This window comes from Bradyrhizobium nanningense, from assembly GCF_004114535.1.
GTDB classification, from domain to species: Bacteria; Pseudomonadota; Alphaproteobacteria; order Rhizobiales; family Xanthobacteraceae; genus Bradyrhizobium; species Bradyrhizobium nanningense.
This window is the reverse complement of record NZ_LBJC01000082.1, coordinates 165323-188526: the sequence shown is the minus strand read 5'-3', so window position 1 is coordinate 188526 and position 23204 is coordinate 165323. Positions and strand designations below refer to the sequence as shown.

The 23204-nt window shown below is 65.3% G+C and carries 18 protein-coding genes; 9 read left to right on the top strand and 9 right to left on the bottom strand.

The window, feature by feature from the left end; all coding sequences use genetic code 11:
- Nucleotides 1-215: 215 nt before the first annotated feature.
- Nucleotides 216-1031, bottom strand: a complete 816-nt coding sequence (locus XH84_RS39060; RefSeq protein WP_128920314.1) for an acyl-CoA thioesterase — start codon at nt 1029-1031, stop codon at nt 216-218.
- Nucleotides 1032-1125: 94 nt separating this feature from the next.
- Nucleotides 1126-3642, bottom strand: a complete 2517-nt coding sequence (locus tag XH84_RS39055; RefSeq protein WP_164936379.1) for a glycogen/starch/alpha-glucan phosphorylase — start codon at nt 3640-3642, stop codon at nt 1126-1128.
- Nucleotides 3643-3848: 206 nt separating this feature from the next.
- Between XH84_RS39055 and XH84_RS39050 the strand changes: the two genes are divergently transcribed.
- Nucleotides 3849-4094 carry a hypothetical protein gene (locus tag XH84_RS39050; RefSeq protein ID WP_128920316.1) on the top strand — a complete coding sequence of 82 codons (246 nt, stop codon included), beginning with the start codon at nt 3849-3851 and terminating at the stop codon, nt 4092-4094.
- A gap of 32 nt (nt 4095-4126) precedes the next feature.
- Here XH84_RS39050 and XH84_RS39045 read toward each other — a convergent pair whose 3' ends face one another.
- A complete protein-coding gene (locus XH84_RS39045; RefSeq protein ID WP_164936380.1) occupies nt 4127-4990 on the bottom strand; it encodes a LysR family transcriptional regulator in 864 nt (287 codons plus the stop codon).
- A gap of 110 nt (nt 4991-5100) precedes the next feature.
- On the opposite strand from XH84_RS39045, the gene XH84_RS39040 reads away from it, so the two are divergent.
- Together XH84_RS39040 and XH84_RS39035 are read left to right on the top strand one after the other, a co-directional pair.
- Complete coding sequence (locus XH84_RS39040; RefSeq protein WP_128920318.1) at nt 5101-6012, top strand: DMT family transporter; 912 nt, start codon at nt 5101-5103, stop codon at nt 6010-6012.
- A gap of 12 nt (nt 6013-6024) precedes the next feature.
- Complete coding sequence (locus tag XH84_RS39035; protein WP_128920319.1) at nt 6025-6798, top strand: MBL fold metallo-hydrolase; 774 nt, start codon at nt 6025-6027, stop codon at nt 6796-6798.
- 244 nt (nt 6799-7042) lie between these two features.
- Here the strand turns inward: XH84_RS39035 and XH84_RS39025 are convergent, their stop codons facing one another.
- From XH84_RS39025 to XH84_RS39010, 4 genes are all read right to left on the bottom strand, one after another.
- A complete protein-coding gene (locus XH84_RS39025; RefSeq protein ID WP_128920320.1) occupies nt 7043-7813 on the bottom strand; it encodes a TIGR02186 family protein in 771 nt (256 codons plus the stop codon).
- Complete coding sequence (locus tag XH84_RS39020) at nt 7810-8727, bottom strand: sulfite exporter TauE/SafE family protein (RefSeq protein ID WP_128920321.1); 918 nt, start codon at nt 8725-8727, stop codon at nt 7810-7812. Before XH84_RS39020 ends, XH84_RS39025 begins: the two co-directional genes overlap by 4 nt.
- A gap of 321 nt (nt 8728-9048) precedes the next feature.
- Nucleotides 9049-12486, bottom strand: a complete 3438-nt coding sequence (locus tag XH84_RS39015; RefSeq protein ID WP_164936381.1) for an SEL1-like repeat protein — start codon at nt 12484-12486, stop codon at nt 9049-9051.
- Nucleotides 12487-12867: 381 nt separating this feature from the next.
- On the bottom strand, nt 12868-13458 hold the full coding sequence (locus tag XH84_RS39010) for a PadR family transcriptional regulator (protein WP_128920323.1): 591 nt from the start codon (nt 13456-13458) through the stop codon (nt 12868-12870).
- Between the two features lie 199 nt (nt 13459-13657).
- On the opposite strand from XH84_RS39010, the gene XH84_RS39005 reads away from it, so the two are divergent.
- The 4 genes from XH84_RS39005 (at nt 13658) to XH84_RS38990 (ending at nt 19553) form a co-directional block, all read left to right on the top strand.
- The gene (locus tag XH84_RS39005) at nt 13658-14041 is read left to right on the top strand and encodes a nuclear transport factor 2 family protein (protein WP_164936382.1); all 384 of its coding nucleotides are present in this window, start codon (nt 13658-13660) and stop codon (nt 14039-14041) included.
- 102 nt (nt 14042-14143) lie between these two features.
- Nucleotides 14144-15934, top strand: coding sequence for an acyl-CoA dehydrogenase C-terminal domain-containing protein (locus XH84_RS39000; protein WP_128920324.1), 1791 nt, complete (start codon nt 14144-14146; stop codon nt 15932-15934).
- A gap of 55 nt (nt 15935-15989) precedes the next feature.
- Entirely contained in the window at nt 15990-17198 is a 1209-nt protein-coding gene (locus XH84_RS38995) for an acetyl-CoA C-acetyltransferase (RefSeq protein WP_128920325.1), read from the top strand.
- Nucleotides 17199-17339: 141 nt separating this feature from the next.
- Complete coding sequence (locus tag XH84_RS38990; RefSeq protein WP_128920326.1) at nt 17340-19553, top strand: FAD-dependent oxidoreductase; 2214 nt, start codon at nt 17340-17342, stop codon at nt 19551-19553.
- Between the two features lie 351 nt (nt 19554-19904).
- Here XH84_RS38990 and XH84_RS38985 read toward each other — a convergent pair whose 3' ends face one another.
- Both XH84_RS38985 and gstA read right to left on the bottom strand, forming a co-directional pair.
- Nucleotides 19905-20213, bottom strand: coding sequence for a hypothetical protein (locus XH84_RS38985; RefSeq protein WP_245472003.1), 309 nt, complete (start codon nt 20211-20213; stop codon nt 19905-19907).
- A gap of 243 nt (nt 20214-20456) precedes the next feature.
- Nucleotides 20457-21071, bottom strand: a complete 615-nt coding sequence (gene gstA, locus XH84_RS38980) for a glutathione transferase GstA (RefSeq protein ID WP_128920328.1) — start codon at nt 21069-21071, stop codon at nt 20457-20459.
- A gap of 126 nt (nt 21072-21197) precedes the next feature.
- Here gstA and XH84_RS38975 point away from each other — a divergent pair, with 126 nt between their 5' ends.
- Both XH84_RS38975 and XH84_RS38970 read left to right on the top strand, forming a co-directional pair.
- Nucleotides 21198-21695, top strand: a complete 498-nt coding sequence (locus XH84_RS38975) for a MarR family winged helix-turn-helix transcriptional regulator (RefSeq protein ID WP_128920329.1) — start codon at nt 21198-21200, stop codon at nt 21693-21695.
- Nucleotides 21696-21794: 99 nt separating this feature from the next.
- On the top strand, nt 21795-23165 hold the full coding sequence (locus XH84_RS38970) for a glutamate--cysteine ligase (RefSeq protein WP_128920330.1): 1371 nt from the start codon (nt 21795-21797) through the stop codon (nt 23163-23165).
- The last annotated feature ends 39 nt before the right edge of the window (nt 23166-23204 follow it).

Below are 23204 nucleotides of genomic sequence, written 5' to 3'. Positions count from 1 at the left end.
GCAGGGCCGCTCTTTTTTTGCGGCCACGTCGCTCGCCATACAGCTGGTGTCGTCCCCGCGAACGCGGGGACCCATACCGCGTGATCCATCGGGGAAGTACGGCGCGAGTACCAGCGAAGAAAAGAACGCTCGGAATCTTCGCCAAACTACTCCCTGTGGTTATGGGGCCCGGATCGGCGCGCGCTTATGGCGCGCTTGTCCGGACGACAGCGTGGCTACGCCTTGAAATACGCAATCTGCGTCGTGGTCGCGAGCAGGCGGCCGTTCGGCGACCACAGCTCGGCATTCTGGTCGGCGTAGCTCTTGTGCATGATCTTCGAATCAGCGGTCGCCAGCACGCGCGTGATGTCTTCGCTCGCAAGCTCCTCGCTGTCGGTGTGGAAATAGGTCGTCAGCGACACCGTGCCGAACGGCACCAGCTCGCGGCGGGCGTGGAAGATGCGGCCGAAGAAGGCATCCGACATCGACGTCAGCGACAGCATGTCGAGCTTGCGCGGTGTGCGGTCGCCGATCCAGATCTTCGAATAGGTGCTGGCGGGCTCGGCCTGCTGCGGGCCGATCCGCATCTCGCCCTCGACGAAGCGGAATTCATATTGATTGGCCCAGGACGCCGCGATCTTCGGAAACGGCAGCGTCTCCTCGAACGGCTTTGCGTCAGGATATTGCGCCACCCGATGCTCCCAGGACGGCCGGCGTTCGGCGAACACGGCGGTGGCGAGCGTTGCGACCTCGCCGCCGCCTTGGCTGAGTTCGACGCTCCAGTGCTGGCTGGAACGGTTGGCCTTCACCAGCCGCACGTCGAGGTCGAACGGACCCTTGGCGATCGGCGCGCAGTAATTGACGGTGAGCGCCAGCGGATCGCCGGCGCGGTCCGGATGCTCGATCAGCGCCCGCAAGATGGTCGCGGCGGTGGCGCCGCCAAACGGGCCGACAAAGGCCCAGTAATCGTCGCTGGTGTGCCCCTGCCAGCTCGAGTCACCGGCGGTGATGCGGGTGGCCTCGTCGAAGGGGTGCGGGAGCTTGGCGTGCATTGTCTGATCCGGCTTTCAATGACGGACGTCATATCACGTCCGATGCCGGTTTATGCAATTACCTCCGGAGTAGCCGCTTCCACGGTGCGGAAAATCAGCCTGCGACGTCGCGCAGATCAGGCAGCAGCGGCGTGTTCGGATTCACCGGCACGTTCCAGATCTCCTCGGCGTATTCGCGAATGGTGCGGTCCGAGGAGAACCACGCCATGCGCGCGACGTTGAGGATGGAGGCGCGGGTCCAGGCCGGCGTCACCTGCCAGCGCGCATCGACCGCACGCTGCGCCTCGTAGTAGGAATCGAAATCGGCGCTGACCATGTAATGGTCGAGATAGCGCAGCGCGTGCGCGATGGATTCGAAGCGGCCGGGATCGCCGGGCGAGAACTCGCCGCTGCCGATCGCATTGATGGCGCGCTGCAGCTTCGGCGAACTGAGGATCACGTCGGAGGCGTCCAGCCCCTGCTTGCGGCGGATCATCACGTCGCCGGCCTCCATGCCGAAGATCGCGATATTCTCCGCGCCGACATGGTCGCGGATCTCGATATTGGCGCCGTCGAGCGTGCCGATGGTGATGGCGCCGTTGAGCGCCAGCTTCATGTTGCCGGTGCCGGAGGCTTCCATGCCGGCGGTCGAGATCTGCTCGGAGAGGTCGGCCGCCGGAATGATCACCTCGGCGAGGCTGACATTGTAGTCGGGCAGGAACACGACCTTGAGCTTGCCGCCGATCGTGGCGTCGTTGTTGACGACCTCCGCGACGTCGTTGATCAGCTTGATGATCAGCTTGGCGTAGCGGTAGCTCGCCGCCGCCTTGCCGGCGAAGATCTTCACCCGCGGCACCCAATTGCCGTTGGGATCGTCCTTGATCGCCTGGTACAGGGCGACCGTCTCGATGACGTTGAGCAGCTGGCGCTTGTATTCGTGGATGCGCTTGATCTGCACGTCGAACAAAGCGGTCGGGTCGACCTTGATGCCGAGCCGCTCGCCGATCAGGCGCGCCAGCGCGGCCTTGTTGTGAAGCTTGACGCTGCGGAATTTCTTCTGGAATTCGACGTCGCTGGCGCGCGCCTCGATCAGCGAGAGCTGGGTCGGATCGTCGAGCACGGCTTCGCCGCAGGTCTCGCGCAACAGATCGGTCAGCTTCGGGTTCGCCAGCATCAGCCAGCGGCGGAAGGTGATGCCGTTGGTCTTGTTGGTGATGCGGCCGGGATAGAGGTGGTTGAGGTCGTGGAACACGGTCTCGCGCATCAGGTCCGAATGCATGCCCGAAACGCCATTGATGCGGTGCGAGCCGACGAAGGCGAGCTGGCCCATGCGCACGCGGCGCCCGCTCTTCTCGTCGATCAGCGAGACCGAGGCGCGGAAATCGATGTCGCCGGGGCAGCGCGCCTCGGCGAGCGCCAAATGCTGCACGTTGATGCGGTAGATGATCTCGAGGTGCCGTGGCAACAGCCGCTCGAACAGCTCGACCGGCCAGGTCTCCAGCGCCTCGGGCAGCAGCGTATGGTTGGTGTAGGAGAGCGTGGCGACCGTGATCTTCCAGGCCTCGTCCCAGCGGAAATTGTGCAAATCGACGAGGATCCGCATCAGCTCGGTGACCGCGAGGCTCGGATGGGTGTCGTTGAGCTGCACGGCGACCTTGCTGGCCAGGCTGCGCAGCTGGCCGTCGGAGGCGAGATGCCGCTTCACCAGATCCTGGAGCGAAGCCGAGACGAAGAAATATTCCTGGCGCAGGCGCAGCTCGCGGCCCGCCGGGCTCTCGTCGTTCGGATAGAGGAATTTGCAGATCGCCTCCGCGCGCGACTGCTCGGCGCTGGCGCTGACATAGTCTCCCTTGTTGAAGGCATCGAGCTTGAGCGGATCGGGCGAGCGCGCCGACCACAGGCGCAGCGCATTGACGTGCTGGCCACGCCAGCCGACGATCGGCGTGTCATAGGCGATCGCCTGCACCGTCTCGCCCGGATGCCAGATCGCGCGGTCGCGGCCCTTGTCGTCGACATGCTCGACCCCGCCGCCGAAATTGATGTCGTAGATCACCTCGGGCCGCTGCAATTCCCAGGGGTTGCCGAAGCTCAGCCATTCGTCCGGATATTCCTGCTGCCAGCCCTGGTTGATGATCTGGCGGAACAGGCCGTAATCGTAGCGGATCCCGTAGCCGATCGCGGGGATCGACAGCGTCGCCATGCTCTCCATGAAGCAGGCGGCGAGGCGGCCGAGGCCGCCATTGCCGAGCGCGGCGTCCGGCTCGCATTTGCGCAGCTCCGGCAGCGAGACGCCGAGATCGCCGAGCGCGACCTCGAAGATCTTGAGCAGGCCCATGTTGTTGAGGGCGTCGCTGAACAGACGGCCGATCAAAAATTCGAGCGAGAGATAATAGACGCGCTTGCGGCCAGCGTCGTAGCTGTGCTTGTCCGCGGTGAGCCAGCGATGCACGATGCGGTCGCGCAGAGCGAGCGCCGCGGCCTGATACCAGTCGTGCTTGGTCGCCATGCCGGCATCCTTGCCGATGGCAAGCCGCAGCTTCGCCAGGATCGCGCCCTTGATCTCAGCCAGCGCGAGCTCGTCGATGGGCTGCGTGGCAGCGGGAAAACTGGGCTGGAACGATTGATCTTGCAAAGCCGTCACTTCCTGGTCGAAACAACACACCTCACCCTACGCGTCCTGCCCCTGCACCGGAACAGTCACGGGCGCGGCCGTGCACTGCGCTGGCGCAAATTTATGCAAGGAACGGGCCGCTTTGGAACCCGGACGAGCACGGAGAAACCGGGATTTCCGTGCTAGGTTGCCGATCAATTCAGCCATCAGTGTGGAGAAACGTTCCCATGAAACTGCTGAAGCGACTGCTGATCGAAATCGCCGCGGCGGCCCTGCTCGTCGTCTGCATCAGCGCCTCCAGCGCCGCGTTTGCCGCCGGCAAGCCCGGTCGCAGCGCAGATGGTCTGAGCTGCGGTTTTACGGTCCCGCAGAATGCCTCGCCCGCGGCCCGCTGCGCCGCCATCAAGCGGCAATGCGGCGGCAAGTTTTATGCGAATGCGTGCGGCACCAGGCTGATGTCCGCGGTGAATTGAGCGGCGGGCCCTCGCGAATCTAGGCCGCCAATCTAGGCAGCCTTGGCCTGCACCGCATCGCAAAATTCGGCGAGACGATCCGCAAGCCGCAGCGTGGCCGGGCTCGCATCCGGCGCGGCCATCAATGCGACCTCGGTCTTGTTGATCGGCGCAAAACCTTCCTTCGCCGTCAGCACGCGGTGATCGGACTGGATGGCCATCTCCGACAGGATGCTCAGTCCCATTCCGGCAGCGACCGCGGCCTGGATGCCGGCGAGGCTCGATGAGGTGTAGGCGGTGTGCCAGGCGCGGCCTGCGCTTTCCAGCGCATGGATAGCCCCGGCCCGATAGATGCAGCCGAGCGGAAAGCCGATCAGCGGCACCGAGGAAACGTCGACATCGACCGGATGGCTCTTGCTGGTGACCCAGTGCACCCGCTCCGGCCACACCGCGATCGCATCCTTCGCGCCGGCCTCGCGCTTGTAGAGCGCAAGGTCGAGCTCGCCGCGCTCGAGATCACGCGCCAGGTGCTTGCTCTGATCGGCGCGCACGTCGAGCCGCAGGCCCGGATGCGAGCGCGAAAATGCACCGAGCAATTTGGTCAGCCGGTAGGCCGCGAAATCCTCGGGAATGCCGAGCCGGATCGCGCCTTCGCCATCCGGCTGGCGCAGCACGTCGCGGGCTTCCTCGGCCAGCGAGAGCAGTCGGCGCGCATAGGACAGCAGCCGCTCGCCGGCCTCGGTCGGGCGCACATTCTTGCCGTCGCGATGCAGCAGCACCTGGCCGATGTCGTCTTCCAGCCGCTTGATCTGCTGGCTCACGGTCGACTGCGTGCGGTGGACGCGTTCGCCGGCGCGGGTGAAGCCGCCGGCCTCGACCACCGAGACGAAGCTGCGCAGCAGCTCGAGATCGAGCATCGCCACCTCCATTCGAAAATCAACTGATCGGAAGTTAATCATTTAATTTCAAAATGGCAAGCGGCCTCCCTAGATCGAGGGGCAGAAGAAAACATCCGAGAATGCCCCTCATGTCGCTCGCCCCCTCGGTCTCGGCTCCACGCACCCGCTTCAACACGCTGCCACTCGCCATCGGCCTGTTCTGCCTGCTCTGGAGCTACGCCTTCGTCGCCGGCAAGATCGGCGTCACCCATTGCCCGCCGCTGATCCTGCTCGCCGCGCGCTTTTCGCTCGCGGGCATTTTGATCCTCGGCGCAACGCTGATCCGCGGCGAGGCCTGGTCATTGACCTGGCGCGATGCCGTGATCTTCGCCGTGCTCGGCATCGCCAACAACGCGCTCTATCTCGGCCTCGGCTACACCGGCCTGCAATCGGTCTCCGCCGGCCTCGGCGGCCTGATCGTGTCGGCCAATCCGGTATTCACAGCGGCGCTCGCCGCCCTGCTGCTCGGCGAGCGCATGACATGGCGGAAGGCCGGCGGCCTGCTGCTCGGCATCACCGGCGTGACGCTGATCGTCTGGCATCGCTTGTCGGTCGGCACGGACTCGCTGCACGGCATCGTCTTCACGCTGGCCGCGCTCGTCTCGATCGTCGCCGGCACCATCCTGTTCAAGCTGCTCGCGCCGAAGGGATCGTTGTGGATCGGCAACGGCGTGCAGAACCTCGCCGCCGGCCTCGTGCTGACGCCGATCGCGCTCACCTTCGCCGATGTCCACGCGATCGATGTCACGCCGAGCCTGATCGGAGCCTCTGCGTTCCTCGTGCTGGGCGGCTCGATCCTCGCTTATTGGCTCTGGTTCCATCTCCTGAAAGTGTGCGGCGCGACCGCCGCCAGCGCCTATCATTTCCTGATGCCGCCACTCGGCATGCTGTTCGCCTATCTGGTCCTCGGTGAACACGTCGAAGCGCGTGACCTCCTCGGCATCATTCCGGTGGCGCTCGGCATCTATCTGGTGACGCGCCCGGCAAAGCCCGTCTCGTAACAGGAGTTCGTCATGCCCATTTCCATCACCCTGATCGGCGGCCCCACTGCGCTGATCGAGATCGACGGCTTCCGTCTGCTTACCGATCCGACCTTCGATGCGCCCGGCGCCTACCAGCTGCCGCATGTGAAGCTGGAGAAGACCATCGGCCCCGCATTGAGGCCCGATGCGATCGGCCCGGTCGATGCCGTGCTGCTCAGCCACGACCAGCATTCCGACAACCTCGACAATTCGGGCCGCGACTATCTCCATAAGGTCAAGCGCGTGCTGACGACGGAAGCGGGTGCAAAGCGTCTTGGCGGCCATGTCGAGGGCCTTGCGCCGTGGAGCACTGCGCAACTGAAGGACAGCGACGGCAACACACTGACGATCACCGCGACACCGGCGCGCCATGGCCCGGCCGGCATCGAGCCGCTGTCGGGCGACGTGATCGGCTTCGTGGTGTCCTCAAGCCGGAGGGACACCAGCCCGGTCTATATCAGCGGCGACACCACATGGTTCGACGGCGTTGCCGAAGTCGCGCGCCGCTTCAAATGCGGCGTGGTGCTGCCGTTTGCCGGCGCGGCGCAGACGCGCGGTCCGTTCCATCTCACCATGGACACCAACGACGCCATCGAGACCGCGCGCGCCTTTCCCGAGGCGATGATCGTGCCCGTGCATACCGAAGGCTGGGCGCATTTCCGCCAGACCGGCGAGGATCTGCGCAAGACGTTCGACGCGCTCGGCTTCGGGACGCGGCTGCGGCTGCTGGAGCCGGGCGTGCCGACAGTGATCGAGGCGCCGTAGTTGCCGCAGCCCTCATTTCCGCAGTCCATGCGGCGTTGCACGAACGCAGGTCTCGTGCCCCGGACGCAGCGCAGCGCCTCTTCGGCGGTGCGCTGCCGAGCCGGGGCCCATGCCTCCGCATTCCACCACATGGCGTTCTGGGTCCCGGCTCTGCGCCGCAACGCCAAGAGCGTTGCGACGCGTCCGGGACACGAGAGGAAGGAACGCGATAAACGCAACCTCCCTCGTTGCACTGACGATGTGGTCAATCCTTCCGAAACACGATCGACGCCATCCAGCCCGTCATCAGCGCCATCGCGGCGGTGACGAGGCCGTAGATCAGCCCGTTCTGCCTCGCGGTGGTGGCGACGAATTGCTCGAAGCCGACCTTGACGATCTCGAACGCGGTCTCGGTCTTGCCGATGAACGCGCCGTTCGCAAACAGCTTGATCTCCACTTCATAGGTGCCGATCGGCACCTCCGCCGGCAGTGGAATGCCGGTGCGGAACAGCGTCGGCGTCAGGAAGGTGACGGCGCTTGGATCCTCGCGATAGAGCCCGCGCTGGGTGCGCAGGCGGATGAACGCCGAGCGGAACGCGTCGTTCGGCACCACGTCGGCAAAGTCGCCGCCGACCCGCTGCATCAGCAGCACGTTGTTCAGCCCGATCTGCTGCCGCCGCGCGATCTCGGGCGAGGTGATCGCGTCGAAGGAGCGGTTGGCAAACAGCGCCAGATAGCTCGGCACCTGCAGGAATTGCCGGTAATCGGTGTTGATCCAGATGCCGAAGGTGCGTTCCTTCCGCCGCGTCACCATGTCGGCGTGCGGGCCCATCACGGTGACGACGAGATCGTAGGCGGTGCGATCGGGGGGCGTGGTGGCATCCTTCTCGACCGAGCCGAACAGCACCAGCTCCTCGCCGGAATAGTTCGGTGTCACCGTGACGCGGTGGTTGGAGACCGATACGATCAGCCGCTCCGCGCGCGCGGCTGAGCCGAGCAGCAGGACGAGAAGGAAGGCGAGGAGGGGGCGAATCATCCGCTCACTCCCAGCTCGCGGATGGTGAAGAGATCCGAGGGTTGGATCACCAGCTCGATCGCGAAGCGAACGCCGACCGAGAGGATCAGAAGGCCGAGCAGCAGCCGCAATTGCTCGCCGCGGATCTTCTGGCCGGCGCGTGCCCCGAATTGCGCGCCGGTGACGCCACCGACCATCAGGATCAGCGCCAGCACGGCGTCGACGAGGTGATTGGTCACCGCGTGCAGCATGGTCGCGAACAGCATCGTGACGAGCGTCAGCACCATCGAGGTCCCGATCACCGTCGAGGTCGGCACCCGCAAGAGATAGATCATGATCGGCACCAGGATGAAGCCGCCGCCGATGCCCATGATGGCGCCGATGAAGCCGATCATGATGCCGACCACCACCACGGGGATGACCGAGAGATAGATCCTCGAGCGCTTGAACCGCATCTTCAGCGGCAGCCCGTGGATCCAGTTGTGCGTGCGGCGCGGCGGCAGCGCGCCGCGCCGGGTTCGCATCAGGGCGCGCAGGCCTTCCGAGAACATCAGGCTGCCGACGGTGCCGAGCAGAACCACGTAAGAGAGCGCGATCATCAGATCGAGCTGGCCGAGCGCGCGCAGCTGCGTGAAGGTCCACACGCCGAGTGCGGTGCCGGTCACGCCGCCGCATAAGAGGACGCTTGCCAGTGCCGGATCGATCGCGCGTCGCCGCCAATAAGACAGCGCGCCGGAAAAGGAGGAGGCCGCGATGTGGCTCGCGACCGAGGCGACCGCGACCGCCGGCGTGATGCCGATGAAGATCAGAAGCGGCGTCATCAGGAAGCCGCCGCCGATTCCGAACATGCCCGAGACGAAGCCGACCGCGGCGCCCATGGCCAGCACCAGGAAGACGTTGACGGGAAGATCGGCGATCGGAAGATAGAGCTGCATCGAAGGACCACGCTCCGGCGAGACGGATCGATTGCGGAATGCTCGCCGGAAGGCTGGAACGATTGCCGCGTCCCTCAATAGCGGAATTCGGAGCGGGGAGGGACCGGGAATTTTGGGCGTGGTGAATGGTGGCGAGGGATCGGATGGTGCATCCTGTGCGATCTCGCCACCTTCTCCGCTGTCATGCCCCGTCTTGACCGGGGCATCCAGTACGCCGCCCCGTTGTTGTGAGAGCGAGCTCCTTGACGCCGGCCTCTGGAATACTGGGTCGCCCGGTCAAGCCGGGCGACGACAGGATGAGAGAGCGTTGTATTAAGCCGCTTAGTGCGCTGCCGACGCCGACTTCTTCGCCGCGACCGGCTTCGGCGCGGGCTTGGCGCTTGCCTGCGGCGCGGTGTCCCAGCCGCCGGCGGGGGACGCGACGTTGACCGCGTCGTCGGGCTGCGGCTCGGCGCTGAAAGTCTGGATCGCGAGCTTGGCGGCGGCGAGCGATTGCGGGTCGAGACGCTTGGCGACGTCGTCGCGCTTGCCTGACGCATCCGCATCACCCTGCGCGGCTGCGAGGCTGAACCATTTGTAGGACTCGGCGAGGTTCTGTTCGACGCCGATGCCGCGGGCATAGAGGATGCCGAGGTTGAACTGGCTGTCGGCGACGCCGCGATCGGCGGCCTTGCGGAACCACTGCGCCGCGCTCTTGTAATTGGCGCCGCGTCCGCCGCCATCGGCATCGAGCACCGCGAGATTGTGCATCGCCTTGGCGTTGCCGCGCTCGGCGGCCTGGGTGTAGTAGCGGCGCGCGATGTCGGCGTCCTTCTTCACCCCTAAGCCCTTCTCGTAGAGCGTGCCGAGGCGGAAGGTCGCGGGGATCACGCCGGCCTGTGCGGCGCGGTCGTACCATTTCGCGGCTTCGTCGTAGTTGGTGGCAACGCCCTTGCCTTCGGCAAAGCGCAAGCCGATCTCGTAGGCCGCGGTCGCATCGCCCTTCATCGCGGCGGTGCGCAAGGCCGGGCCACCGATGCCGTCAGGCAGCTTTTCGCTCGGCGGCACCTGGATGAGGCCGAGCTTGGCGCGGCTGGTGCCCGACAGCGCGCCGGTGACGTCGCTGCTCGCCGCAGGCGCGGGCGGCGTCGTCGCTGGCGCCGGCGGAATTTCAACCGAGGCCGAGTTGCCCGAATTGGCGGCGGGAGCCGGCGCGGCGTTGTTCTGGGATTGCCGTCCGATCGGTGTCGGCGAGGTCATCGATGGCGTGACCTGCTCGGGCGTGGCGGGCTTGTTCTCGATCACCGGCGGTGACGGCGGGGCCTGCGGCGCGGGCTGGCTCAACGTATTGTCCATGGCCTGCGGCGCCGGCGGCGGGCTGCCCTCGAGCAGGTTCATCGCCATTTTGAAGGTGCCGAGCACGATCACGACGACGCTCGCGCCGACCAGCAGCGAGCGGATCTTCGAGGTGATGGTCGAGCCGCCGTCCTTGCCCTTGTCCGCATTCTTGGCGCGGGCCGCAGCCTTGGCGGCGCGGCCGGTCTTTTCGGGTGGCTGCGCGGCGGCGGCCTGGGCGGCGCGGCGGGCGGCCGCGATGAAGCTCGACGACGAGACCGGCTCTTTCGCAGCAGCGGGAATGCCGCTGATCGCGCTCTCGGAGGCGGCGATGCGCTCCGACGGCGTGGCGCGTCCACCCGGCCGCGTGCCGGGCTCGAGCGGATGATCCGGCGGCAATTCGGGTGCGAGCGCGGCGCGCGCGGGTGCCGTATGCGGCTCCAGGATCTCGCTGATCGCACGCGGCGGAACCGGCGGTGCCGGCGGCACCGGCGGCGGCGCGGCGGGTGCAGCGGCATGGAATTCACGCGGCGCGGCGGCGAAGGCGGATTGCGGCCCTTGCGCGGCAGCGGGATTCGGAAGCTCGGGCTTCGGATCGTATTTCGGCGGCTGTACTTGCGGCCGCGGTTCACGCGCGACCGGCGCCGGCTCCATGGAAGCAGCAATGGGAGCGGCCATCGGCATCGACATCGGCTGCGGCGCAGCGGCCGGCGGCGCCGTACGCACCGCGCGCAGATCACCCTCGATCATGGACAGGCGATCGACGACATGGCCGAGCGCGCTGTGGACGGCGTCGAGCGAGTCCTGGGTGCTGCGGTTGGTCTCGGCCTGGCTGAAGCGGATGTCGGACAGCTCGCGCTTGACGAGATCGACCACGCCGGAATCGACGGGGGCCGAATTGCGGCTCTCGGCCAGCGCGGAATAGGTCGCCTGCTGCCGCTCCAGGTGCCTGAGAATGTCGTGCAGCCCGTCCTCGACGCGGCTTAAGTTGCCGTTGCGTGGGTCGGAGGCGGCTTCGATCCGCTCCAGCAGGTACGAGACGCGCTGTTCGAGATGTGCGAAAGTCGAGGCGGAATCGTTGCCGACCTGCATGCGGTCGAAGCGGTCCGACAGCGCGCGGATCGCAGCTTCCAGATGCTCGGTGCTTTCGGACGGCTGCGGCCGCTCGCGGGTTTCCAGCGCCGCGGTGAGCGCGGCAATGCGCTGCTCCAGCACCGCAAAGGTGTCGCCCTGGCCGGAAGCGCGAGTGACCTGGTCGACCTTGGACGACAACAGCTGGACGTCTTCCGACAGGCGGGCCAGCGCTTCGTTGGAGGCGACGTTGGAGACGATGCCGCGCAGCGCCGCGATCGCGCTTTCGAGCTGATGCACCGTCGAGGGATCGTCATTGGCGCGCAGGATCAGGTCGAGCTTGGCGCCGAGATTGCGGATCGCCTCGTCATAGCCGGTGAGCTGCTCGGCCGGCGTCAGCGTGCGCAGCACCTGCTTGATGTCGGACAGCGCGTGCTCGATGCCCGACAGCACCTGGCCGTCGGTGCCGTTGGAGCGCGTCTCGTCGATGCGCCGATGCAGCGAGCGGATCTCGTTCTCGATCGATTCGATCGCGCGCCGCGGCATCGCCTCGGTGATGGCGGTGCGGATCTCGGCGAGCTCGCTGCGGAAGGCGTTGATCGCCTGCTCGGTATTGTCGGGGCGCTGCAGCGCCTCGATCTGGCTCGTTATCTTGAGCAGGTGGCGCTCGAGGGAGGAGAAATCCGGCCCCGCTTGCGGTGGCGGCGGCGCATAGATAGGCGCGGGCGGCGCCATCGGGGGCGCGAAGGGAGCTGCATGAGGCGCAATGGAGGGCGCGGCGCGCGGCGGCATTTGCCTCGGCGCAAAGCCATCGAGCTCGCTCTGGCGCGCGGTGATCTCGGCGACGGCGACGTCGAATGAAGCGGGGCTCAGGGGAGGGGCGTTGCGATAGACCTGCGCGGCCGCGCGCTCGACCGCATCGGCCTGGCGCTGGCGCGTGTCGACCGGCGCGGGGCGCGGGGCCTGCGGCTGCTGCGGTTGAGGCTGCTGCGGCCGGGAGATTTGCGACAGCCGCGCATCGAGCCGCGAGATCGCGTCGTTGAGCTGGCGTGCGACCCCCTGCTCGCGCGAGACGTCTGGTCTCGACGATTCCTGGCGCGGCGCGGGCTTCGAAATCCGTTCGATCTGCTGGGTGATCGCGTCGAGCCGCTGGTGGATGTCGGCGACTTCGCGGCTCTCCTGGCTCGGCATGGCTTGCGGACGTTGATCCTGACGTTGATCGTAAGATCCGCGAAGGTTTGGCGGGGCCGTCTCGCCGAGCGTGGAGTTCAGCCAATCGTTGAGTGACATGCCCGCGCGACGCGCAGCAGCTTCGGCCCGCTCCCTGACGGATGGATCGATGCCGTCCACACTCCACGATACGCGCGAATTCATGACTCTGTCCGGTTCCGACTCCGGCGCCCCACCCGGCGCCTCCAGCCTCCCCACGCGTGCCGGTTGCAAAGACAATCGAATTTGGCGCGGGTCGTCTGCCTCGAAAACCGACTTTTTCCTGTTACGGTAAATAACGAGTTAAGGAATGCGGCGCGGGTGTCTGAAAGTTGGGCGGGAGGAACCTGGGGCGGTGTCGTGTCGCTCGTCCGGTCGCCAAACAACCGGTGTCATGCCCCGCGAAGGCGAGGCATCCAGTACGCCGCGGCTCCTCGGTTCTAGCCGCGCCGTCTCTGGAATACTGGATCGTCCGCCTTCGCGGACGATGACAGCGGAATATGTAGAAGCGGGGTGCGTACTGCGGAGTGCTCAGCGCTTGGCGCTTCAGCCCTTCCCCTCGCGCTTGCCCTCTTCCAGCGGCACCACCGTGGCCTTGCCGGTCATCGTCGACAGCGCGGCGAGCGCCTCCTCGCAGAAGTCGGCCACCATCTGCTCGTGACGGGCTCCTAAGCGGAGCAGGAGCAGGTTGCCGAGGTCGAGCCGGCCCTCTGCGGTGCCGTCGGGAAAGCGCTTCTTCAGGATGCGCTCGTAATTGGCGTGGCGGTCGCGATGGTGCTCGAGGCGGGCCATCAGGTCGGTGCGCAGCGGCTCGATGTCGATGCTGTCGAGCGCGTGGAGGCGGACCAGGAGGTCGTCCTTGGTCGAGGCCGGCGTGCTTGGTCGCGCGGCCCAGTGCCGCAGCGCTGTTCGCCCCTCCGGAGTGAGCGTATAAACCAGCTTGTTGGGCTTGCCCGATTGCACGACCTCGCGGCCCTGGATGTGGCCGCGGTCGCGCAGCTTGGAGAGCTCGCGATAGATCTGCTGATGGTCGGCCTTCCAGAAGAAGCCGATCGAGGAGTCGAACGTCTTGGCGAGCTCGTAGCCCGTCATCGGACGTTCCGTCAGGCATGCGAGGATTGCGTCGCCCAGGGCCATCGCCGGCCTCCTTGTTTCAACCTCAACCACCATGCTTGACTTTATGCGTATTGGCGCATATGCGTCAATGTGCATATCACGCCATCTCGGGTCGGGCGAAAGATCCGACCCGAAAAACCCAGCGGAATCAATCACCAAGCTACTGTGCGTGGGGTTGTTTTCGCGTTTTCTGTCCAGGCCTTTAGGGAGGCAGCTGAGAATGACCGGCCTCGATTCCTGGTACGCCTACATGAGGTCTCACGACCGCGCCGCGCTTTGGGACCTCCTGCATCCCGACGCCGTGTTCGAAAGCCCGGTCGTCCACACCCCGCAGCGCGGGCGTGACATCACCTTCAAATACCTCTCCAGCGCCGAGCAGGTGCTTGGCGGCCCGACCTTCACCTATGTCGGCGAATGGCGCAGCGACAATGGTGCCGTGCTCGAATTCAAGACTGAGATCGACGGCATCGAGATCAACGGCGTCGACATCATCACTTTCGACAGCGAGGGACGCATCACGCATTTCAAGGTGATGGTGCGTCCGCTCAAGGCGATCAACATGCTGCACCGCCTGATGGCGGAGCGGCTGGCCGCCCAATCATGACACTGCCCTGAGGTTGCAGAACCCGCTAAGCTCGCGGGCAAGGCTGCGCCGCAGGAAACACGCTGATATCACCACTGCAAGGCCCATTGCCGGGAGAACTCCATGCCGATCTACAAAGCCCCCGTCGAAGACGTGAACTTCCTGCTCAACGACGTCTTCCAGATCGACCGCTACGACAACCTGGCGGGCTTCTCCGATGCGTCGAGCGACGTGCGCGAAGCCATTTTGGGCGAAGCCGCCAAGCTCGCCGAAGAGGTGCTGCAGCCGCTGAACCGTGTCGGCGATCTCGAAGGCTGCAAGCGCGCGGATGACGGCAGCGTTACCACGCCGAAGGGTTTCAAGGACGCGTTCAAGCAGGTCGCCGAGGGCGGCTGGCTCGGTCTGTCGGCGCCGACCGAGTTCGGCGGCCAGGGCCTGCCGGTGACGCTCTCGCAGGCCGTCAACGAGTTCCAGATCTCCGCCAACATGGCGTTCTCGATGTATGGCGGCCTCACCATGGGCGCGACCGCGGCGCTCATCGTCCACGGCTCGCCGGAGCAGAAGAAGACATACGTGCCGAAGATGGTCGCCGGCGAGTGGACCGGCACCATGAACCTGACCGAGCCGCATTGCGGCACCGATCTCGGCATGCTCCGCACCAAGGCGGTGCGCCAGGCGGACGGCAGCTTCAAGATCACGGGCACCAAGATCTTCATCTCGGCCGGCGAGCATGACCTCGCCCCAAACATCATCCACCTCGTGCTCGCCCGCATCGAGGGCGCACCCGCCGGCATCAAGGGCGTGTCGCTGTTCGTGGTGCCGAAATTCCTGGTCAATGCCGATGGCTCGGTGGGCGCGCGCAACGGCGTCGTCTGCGGTTCGATCGAGCACAAGATGGGCATCCACGGCAACTCCACCTGCGTGATGAACTACGACAACGCCACCGGCTGGCTGATCGGCGAAGAGAACAAGGGCATGCAGGGCATGTTCGTGATGATGAACGAGGCCAGGCTCGGCGTTGCCGTGCAGGGCCTCGCGCAGTCCGAGGTGGCCTATCAGAACGCCGTCGCCTATGCCCGCGAGCGCATCCAGGGCCGCTCGCTCACCGGCGCCAAGGCACCGGACAAGCAGGCCGACCCGATCATCGTGCACCCCGACGTGCGCCGCACGCTGCTCTCGATCCGCGCCTTCAACGAGGCCGCGCGTGCCTTCGTGATGTGGACCGCGCTGAAGAGCGACGTCGCCCACCGCTCCGAAGACCCGAAGGACCGCCAGGCCGCCGACGATCACATGGGCCTGATGACCCCGGTGCTGAAGGGTTTCCTGACCGATTACGGCTTTGCCAACGCGGTGCAGGCGCAGCAGATGTATGGCGGCCACGGCTACATCGCCGAGCAGGGCATGGAGCAGTTCGTGCGCGATGCGCGCATCGCCATGATCTATGAAGGCGCCAATGGCATTCAGGCGCTCGACCTCGTCGGTCGCAAGCTGCCGCGCGACGGCGGCCGCGCCATCATGGCCTTCTTCGGCGAGGTCATGGCCTTCGCCAAGGAGAATGGCGGCGACGAAGCGCTCAAGCCGTTCATCACCCCGCTGTCGACCTCGCTCGGCCATCTCCAGCAGGCCACGACCTGGCTGATGCAGAACGCGATGGCAAAGCCCGACAATGCCGGTGCCGCCGCAACCGATTACCTGCATCTCTTCGGCTTCGTCGCGCTCGGCTACATGTGGGCGAAGATGGCCAAGGTGACGAATGCCAAGATTGCCGAGAGCGGGGCGACGCCCTATCTCTCGACCAAGCTGGTCACCGGCCGTTTCTTCATGGAGCGGATGCTGCCGGAGACGGCCGCCAATCTCGCCCGCATCCAGGCCGGCTGCGCCACCATCATGGAATTGCCGGCGGAAGCGTTCTGAGCCTGCTTCCGCTGCCTGCTCCCAATCGCATCGAACATCACATCAGGAGGGCGTCATGCCTGAGGCATTCATCTACGACCACGTTCGCACCCCCCGCGGCCGCGGCAAGGCGGACGGCGCGCTGCACGAAGTCACGGCGCTCGCGCTTGCGGCCGTGCCGCTGAAGGCGCTGAAGGACCGCAACAATCTGCCTGAAGATGCCGTCGACGACGTCATCCTCGGCGTTGTCGATCCGGTCGGCGAAGCAGGTTCCGACATCGCGCGCTTTGCGGCGCTGAAAGCGGGGCTCGGCGAAGCCGTGCCCGGCGTGCAGATCAGCCGCTTCTGCGCCTCCGGCCTCGATGCCGTGAACTTTGCCGCCGCGCAGGTGATGAGCGGCCAGCATGAGCTCGTGATTGGCGGCGGCGCCGAATCCATGAGCCGCGTCGGCATCGGCGCCTCGGGCGGCGCCTGGCCGATGGATCCCTCGATGGCAGTGCCGGCCTATTTCATGCCGCAGGGCGTCTCGGCCGATCTGATCGCGACCAAATACGGCTTCTCGCGCGACGACGTCGACGCCTACGCCGTGCAGAGCCAGCAGCGTGCGGCCAAGTCCTGGGAAGAAGGCCGCTTCGACAAGTCGATCGTGCCGGTGAAGGACATCAACGGCCTCACCATCCTCGCCAAGGACGAGCACATGCGTCCCTCGACGACGATGCAGTCGCTGGCGCAGCTCCAGCCCTCGTTCACGATGATGGCGCAGATGGGCGGCTTCGACGGCGTCGCGCTGCAGTCGCACCCCGAGATCGAGCGCGTCAATTACGTGCATCACGCCGGCAATTCCTCCGGCATCGTCGACGGCGCCGGCGCCGTGCTGCTCGGCAGCAAGGAGGCGGCTGCGAAATACGGCCTGAAGCCGCGTGCAAAAATCCGCGCCTTCGCCAATATCGGCTCGGAGCCGGCGATGATGCTGACCGGTCCGGTCGACGTCACCGAGAAACTCTTTGCGCGTTCCGGCATGAAGAAGTCGGACATCGACCTGTTCGAGCTCAACGAGGCCTTTGCGTCGGTCGTGCTGCGCTACATCCAGGCTTTCGACATCGACAGCGCCAAGATCAACGTCAATGGCGGCGCCATCGCGCTCGGCCATCCGCTCGGCGCCACCGGTGCGATGATCCTCGGCACCGTGCTCGACGAGCTCGAGCGCACCAACAAGTCCACCGCCCTCGTCACGCTGTGCATCGGCGGCGGCATGGGCACCGCGACCATCATCGAGCGGGTGTAGTCCGTAGGGTGGGTTAGCCGAAGGCGTAACCCACCGTGCCGCGTCGACAAAGTTGGTGGGTTACGCTTCGCTAACCCACCCTACGAAACCGAATTAAACCGCCGCGCCTGAGATCGGCTGCGGCACCGAGGAGCAACCAACATGTCGTACAAGAATTTTAGGGTTGAGACCGACGCAGACGGCATCGCGCTCGTCACCTGGGACATCCCCGGCCGTTCGATGAACGTACTGGACGAGACTTCGACCAACGAACTCGACGCGATCGTCAAGGCGACCACGGCCGATGCGGCGGTGAAGGGCGTCGTCATCACCTCGGCCAAGGAAGCGTTTTGCGCCGGCGCCGACCTGTCGATGCTTGAAGGCATGAACCAGGCCTATGCCAAGGTCTTGAAGGAGCAGGGCGAGACCGCGGCGAACCAGATGCTGTTCGATCAGAGCCGTCGCTTCTCGCTGGTGCTGCGTTCGATCGAGACCTCGGGCAAGCCGTGGGCGGCCGCGATCAACGGCCTCGCGCTCGGCGGTGGTTTCGAGATCACGCTGTGCTGCCATTATCGCGTCGCGGCCGAGAATCCCAAGACGCGCCTCGGCCTGCCCGAGGTCAAGGTCGGCCTGTTCCCCGGTGCCGGCGGCACGCAGCGTGTGCCGCGCCTGGTGCCGCCGCAGGACGCGATGACGATCCTGCTCAAGGGCGATCCGGTCACGGTCGAGAAGGCCAAGGCGCTGAACCTGATCCACGCCATCGTTCCGGCCGCTGATCTCATCAAGGCCGCAAAGGACTGGATCAAGGGCGGCGGCAAGGCGATCGCGCCCTGGGACGAGAAGGGCTTCAAGCTGCCCGGCGGTCCGGTGTTCTCCAAGGCCGGCATGATGATGTTCCCCGCCGGCAACGCCATCTATCGCCGCGAGACCTACGACAATTATCCGGCCGCGCGCGCGATCATGAGCTGCGTCTATGAAGGCCTGCAGCTGCCGATCGACGCCGCGCTGCGCGTCGAGTCGCGCTACTTCACCTCGGTGCTGCGCTCGAAGGAGGCGGCCGCGATGATCCGCAGCCTATTCCTGTCGATGCAGGAATTGAACAAGGGCGCGCGCCGTCCGAAGGACGTGCCCGCAACCAAGGTGAAGAAGATCGCCGTGATCGGCGCCGGCTTCATGGGCGCCAGCGTCGGCTACGTCTCGGCCCGTGCCGGCCTCGACGTCGTCCTGATCGATCGCGACCAGGAGAGCGCCGACAAGGGCAAGGCGCATGCGCAGAAGGTGATCGAGGAGCAGATCAAGAAGGGCCGCGCCAAGCCTGCGGATGCCGAAGCGCTGCTCGCGCGCATCACGCCGACCGCCGACTATGCGGCTCTGAAGGACGTCGACCTCGTCATCGAGGCCGTGTTCGAGGACCGCAAGGTCAAGGCCGAGACCTTCGCCAAGGCGCAGGAGCACATGAAGCCGGACGTGATCTTCGCGTCGAACACCTCGACGCTGCCGATCACCTCGCTCGCTGAATCCTTCAAGGACCAGGCCAAGTTCGTCGGCATCCACTTCTTCTCGCCGGTCGAGAAGATGATGCTGGTCGAGATCATCCTCGGCAAGAACACCGGCGATGTCGCGCTCGCGACCGCGCTCGACTACGTCCGGCAGATCGGCAAGACGCCGATCGTCGTCAACGACTCCAGAGGCTTCTTCGCCAATCGCTGCGTCGGCCGCTACGTCGCCGAAGGCAACGAGATGTTCCTCGAAGGCGTGCCGCCCGCGATGATCGAGAACTGCGCCAAGATGGCCGGCATGCCGGTCGGCCCGCTCTCGCTCTCGGATGAAGTCGCGCTCGACCTCGGCCTCAAGATCATGAAGGCAACCGAAGCCGATCTCGGTCCCAACGCCATCAACCCCGATCAGAAGAAGCTGATGGTGGAGATGGTCGAGAAGCAGGGCCGTCTGGGGCGCAAGAACAGCAAGGGCTTTTATGATTACCCTGAGAAGGGCAAGGGCCAGAAGAGCCTATGGCCGGGCCTCTCGGCCTTGCAGCCGAAGCAGCTCGACCCCGACACGCTCGACGTCGAGGAACTGAAGCAGCGCTTCCTGGTGGTGCAGGCGGTGGAAGCCGCACGCACGGTCGAGGATCGCGTCATCACCGATCCGCGCGAGGCGGATGTCGGGTCGATCCTTGGCTTCGGCTTTGCCCCGTTCACCGGCGGCACGCTGTCCTATATCGACTTCATGGGCACCAAGAAGTTCGTCGAGCTCTGCCACAAGCTGGAGGCGAAGTACGGTTCGCGCTTCACGCCGCCGAAGTTGCTCGAGGAGATGGCGGCGAAGGGCGAAACCTTCTACGGCCGCTTCGCGCCGAAGAAGGCGGCGGCCTGACGGGGCCCGTCGTGCCGGATTGCCCGGCGCTCCATCCGGGCTACGCAGAAACAAAAGGCCGGATCATTGATCCGGCCTTTTCATTTTCCATCGCCGAATGGCGAGACCGCGCGGCCTGGTACCGCATCGTCGTCGAGACTGGCTCGCTTCGCGGTGGCACCGCTTTTGCTAATGGATCCAACGGATGACCATCAGCATTGAAAGTGTCCCGCAATGATCCCGACGGTGTCTCAACTCAACGCAGCCGGCGTTGCTGTAAGATACGCCCCGCTTTCTCTGATGGGGCGGCCGTGGCCCCGCCGCAGGCTCTTCAGGCGGCGCAGAAGAATCCCCTCATGGGCCGGCCTGGCCCTACTCGTTCTCATCGTCGATGTGGCCATGGCCGTGCTTGCCTGGATCGTCGCCGATGTCGTCCTGCATTGAGAGCTCGCCTCTGTGCACGTAGAGCGTCGCCGCCATATAGGCGACCTGGCCGGCAATCAGGCAGGCGACGACGATTGGAATGCCCGTCCAAAATCCGAAGCCCGAGGTCTGAAGGACTGTTGCAGCAAGGATCGCGGTCGCCGGCGAAACCAGCAACAGGCTCCAGACCCGGAAGAAGAGGCCGGTCGACAATCCAGCGATTATGCTCGCGAGCAAGAGCAGGAGTATGGTTGTCACCAGAGCGTCCCTGTTCGCAGGCCGATATCGCAGTCCACGGCTGAAGTTGAGCCAACTGGATTGCTCTCACAACAATGCTGACCTCCGTCGAATACATAAGGCGGAATTATTGTTAACTCCGACAATGCTCGTAAAATTGATGCCCAGGGCATTTCGAACATCCGGGCTTCCGCAACCGATTCAAGCAAAAAGAGCCGGATCATCGATCCGGCTCTTCCATCGTCTCGTCTGTTAAGTCTGGCCTTACTTCGCCTGCGCCAGCCCTTCCTTCTTCAGCGCTTCCTGCACCTGCGGCCGCGCCGCGACGCGGGCCTTGTAGGCGGCAAGGTTCGGCATCGCCGAGAGGTCGAATTTCATCCGATCGGCCCAGGTCAGCATCGTGAACAGATAGCCGTCGGCCACCGTGAACTGCTTGCCCATCAGGTAGTCGCGGCCGGCGAGCTGGCTGTCGATATATTTCAGCTTGCCCATGACGCGATCTTTGAAGAAGGCCTTGGCCTCGTCGTTCAGCGCCGGCGCGAACAGCGGGCCGAAGCTCTTGTGCACCTCGGAGGTGAGGAAATTCAGCCACTCGAGCAGCTTGTAGCGCTCGGAACTGCCGTGGGCCGGCGCCAGTGCCTTAGCCGAAGCCTGATCGGCGATCATCTGGACAATCACCGGGCCTTCGGTCACGATCTCGCCGCTGTCGAGGCCCAGCGCAGGGACCTGGCCCTTGGGGTTCAGCTTCAGATAATCCTCACCATTTTCGAGCTTCTTGGCCCGGATATCGACCTTGACCAGCTCATAGGGCAGGCCGGCTTCCAGGAGCGCGATGTGGGGGGACAGCGAGCAGGCACCGGGCGAATAGTACAGTTTCATGGAATTTCCTTCTCTTGATGCTTGGTTCGGCCGAAACAGCGATTACATGCAGCTGCTTGGAATAGTCAAGATTGATGCAGCTGCATCAAATGAGGTAAGAGACGGGCGACGAGCTTGAGCGGGACCATGAAACGCAAACCATCGACCGAGGCGACCTCCGCCTGGATCCGCCTGATGCGGGTGCAGAGCCGCGTGCTCGATTGCGTCGAGCAAGACCTGAAGAAGGCCGGCTTCCCGCCGTTGGCATGGTACGACGCGCTGCTCGAATTGTCGCGCGCGCCGTCGGGCGAGCTGCGGCCGGTGGAACTCGAACGGCAGATGCTGATCCCGCAATATTCCACCTCGCGCCTGATCGACCGCCTGGTCGACGAGGGCCTCGCCTCCCGGCGCGAATGCAAGATTGACAAGCGCGGCCAGTTCGTCGAGATCACCGAAGCCGGCCGCGAGCTGCAAAAGCGGATGTGGGGCGCCTATTCGGCCGCGATCGAGAAATATGTCGGCTCGAAACTGTCCGATGCCGATGCCGTCAAGCTCAGCGGTCTGCTCGACCGGCTGGGCTGCTCGTGCGGCGAGATGAAGCTGCCGCCTGTCGCCAACGTCAACGAAAGCTCGCCGTCGCGATGATCGCGCGGCACACCAGCTCGTCCGTGCGCCCGGTGGGTTCGCGGACCATCCCCGTCACCCGCGCGCATTCGATCGAAGCGCCTTTGATTAGAGTTTGATATGGCGCGAGACCAGATCGATATGACGCCGCTGCAATCGCGCGACGAGCTCGTTGCGTGGTTCGAGGCCGGCTGCAAGGACCCGTCCGAATTCCGCATGGGCACCGAGCACGAGAAGACGCCGTTCACGCTCGAAGGCCACCGTCCGGTGCCTTACGAAGGCGCGCGAGGCATCGGTGCATTGCTCGAGGGCATGAAGCTCCTGCTCGGCTGGGAGCCGATCATGGAGAAGGGCAACATCATCGGCCTCTACGACGTCACCGGCGGCGGTGCGATCTCGCTCGAGCCCGGCGGACAGTTCGAGCTCTCCGGCGCCCCGGTCGAGAACGTTCACCAGACCCAGAGCGAGTTGATGGCGCATCTGGCGCAGGTGCGCGAGATCGCAACGCCGCTCGGCATCGGCTTCCTCGGGCTCGGCATGACGCCGTCCTGGTCGCGCGCCGACATCCCGATGATGCCCAAGGGCCGCTACAAGATCATGACCAATTACATGCCGAAGGTCGGCCAGTACGGCCTCGACATGATGTACCGGACCTGCACGGTGCAGACCAATCTCGACTTCTCCTCCGAAGCCGACATGGTCAAGAAGCTGCGCGTGTCGCTCGCGCTGCAGCCGGTCGCGACCGCGCTGTTCGCCAATTCGCCGTTCACCGAAGGCAAGCCGAACGGCTTCCTCTCCTTCCGCTCCGAGATCTGGCGCGACACCGACAATGCGCGTTCGGGCATGATGCCTTGGGCGTTCGAGGACGGCATGGGCTTCGAGCGCTATGTCGACTACGCGCTCGACGTGCCCATGTATTTCGTCAAGCGCGATGAGGACTACATCGACGTGTCGGGCTCCTCGTTCCGCGCATTCTTCGACGGCCGCAACAACAACCTTCCCGGCGAGCGTCCGACGCTGTCGGACTGGGCCAATCATCTGTCGACCATCTTCCCGGAAGTGCGGCTCAAGCGTTATCTCGAGATGCGCGGCTCCGACGGCGGTCCGTGGGGCCGGCTGCCGGCGCTGCCGGCGTTCTGGGTCGGGCTGCTCTATGACGACGTCTCGCTCGACGCCGCCTGGGAGATCGTCAAGCACTGGAACGCGCATGAACGCCAGGCCCTGCGCGACGACGTGCCGCGCATGGGCTTCAAGGCGCGGATCAAGGATCGCTACCTGTTCGAGATCGCCAAGGAATGCCTCGTGCTGGCACATGCCGGCCTGCGCCGGCGCGGCCGGATCGACCAGCTCGGCCGCGACGAAACGCGGCATCTGGAGCCGCTCGACCGCATCATCGATTCCGGCCGGACGCCGGCCGAGGAAATGCTGGACAAGTTCAACGGTCCCTGGAAGGGCTCGGTGGAACCGGCCTACGCGGAATACGCGTTCTAAAGCGCGGTGAGATTTGGAAGAATCGTCATCGCGCTTTAG

Coding starts and splice junctions, on each gene's coding strand:
- XH84_RS39045 (WP_164936380.1), bottom strand. CDS start 4,990: ATGCTCGATCTCGAGCTGCTGCGCAGCTTCGTCTCGGTGGTCGAGGCC.
- XH84_RS39000 (WP_128920324.1), top strand. CDS start 14,144: ATGCCGATCTACAAAGCCCCCGTCGAAGACGTGAACTTCCTGCTCAAC.
- gstA (WP_128920328.1), bottom strand. CDS start 21,071: ATGAAACTGTACTATTCGCCCGGTGCCTGCTCGCTGTCCCCCCACATC.
- XH84_RS39010 (WP_128920323.1), bottom strand. CDS start 13,458: ATGGCCCTGGGCGACGCAATCCTCGCATGCCTGACGGAACGTCCGATG.
- XH84_RS39005 (WP_164936382.1), top strand. CDS start 13,658: ATGACCGGCCTCGATTCCTGGTACGCCTACATGAGGTCTCACGACCGC.
- XH84_RS39040 (WP_128920318.1), top strand. CDS start 5,101: ATGTCGCTCGCCCCCTCGGTCTCGGCTCCACGCACCCGCTTCAACACG.
- XH84_RS38975 (WP_128920329.1), top strand. CDS start 21,198: ATGAAACGCAAACCATCGACCGAGGCGACCTCCGCCTGGATCCGCCTG.
- XH84_RS39025 (WP_128920320.1), bottom strand. CDS start 7,813: ATGATTCGCCCCCTCCTCGCCTTCCTTCTCGTCCTGCTGCTCGGCTCA.
- XH84_RS39060 (WP_128920314.1), bottom strand. CDS start 1,031: ATGCACGCCAAGCTCCCGCACCCCTTCGACGAGGCCACCCGCATCACC.
- XH84_RS39020 (WP_128920321.1), bottom strand. CDS start 8,727: ATGCAGCTCTATCTTCCGATCGCCGATCTTCCCGTCAACGTCTTCCTG.
- XH84_RS39035 (WP_128920319.1), top strand. CDS start 6,025: ATGCCCATTTCCATCACCCTGATCGGCGGCCCCACTGCGCTGATCGAG.
- XH84_RS39015 (WP_164936381.1), bottom strand. CDS start 12,486: ATGAATTCGCGCGTATCGTGGAGTGTGGACGGCATCGATCCATCCGTC.
- XH84_RS39050 (WP_128920316.1), top strand. CDS start 3,849: ATGAAACTGCTGAAGCGACTGCTGATCGAAATCGCCGCGGCGGCCCTG.
- XH84_RS38995 (WP_128920325.1), top strand. CDS start 15,990: ATGCCTGAGGCATTCATCTACGACCACGTTCGCACCCCCCGCGGCCGC.
- XH84_RS38970 (WP_128920330.1), top strand. CDS start 21,795: ATGGCGCGAGACCAGATCGATATGACGCCGCTGCAATCGCGCGACGAG.
- XH84_RS38990 (WP_128920326.1), top strand. CDS start 17,340: ATGTCGTACAAGAATTTTAGGGTTGAGACCGACGCAGACGGCATCGCG.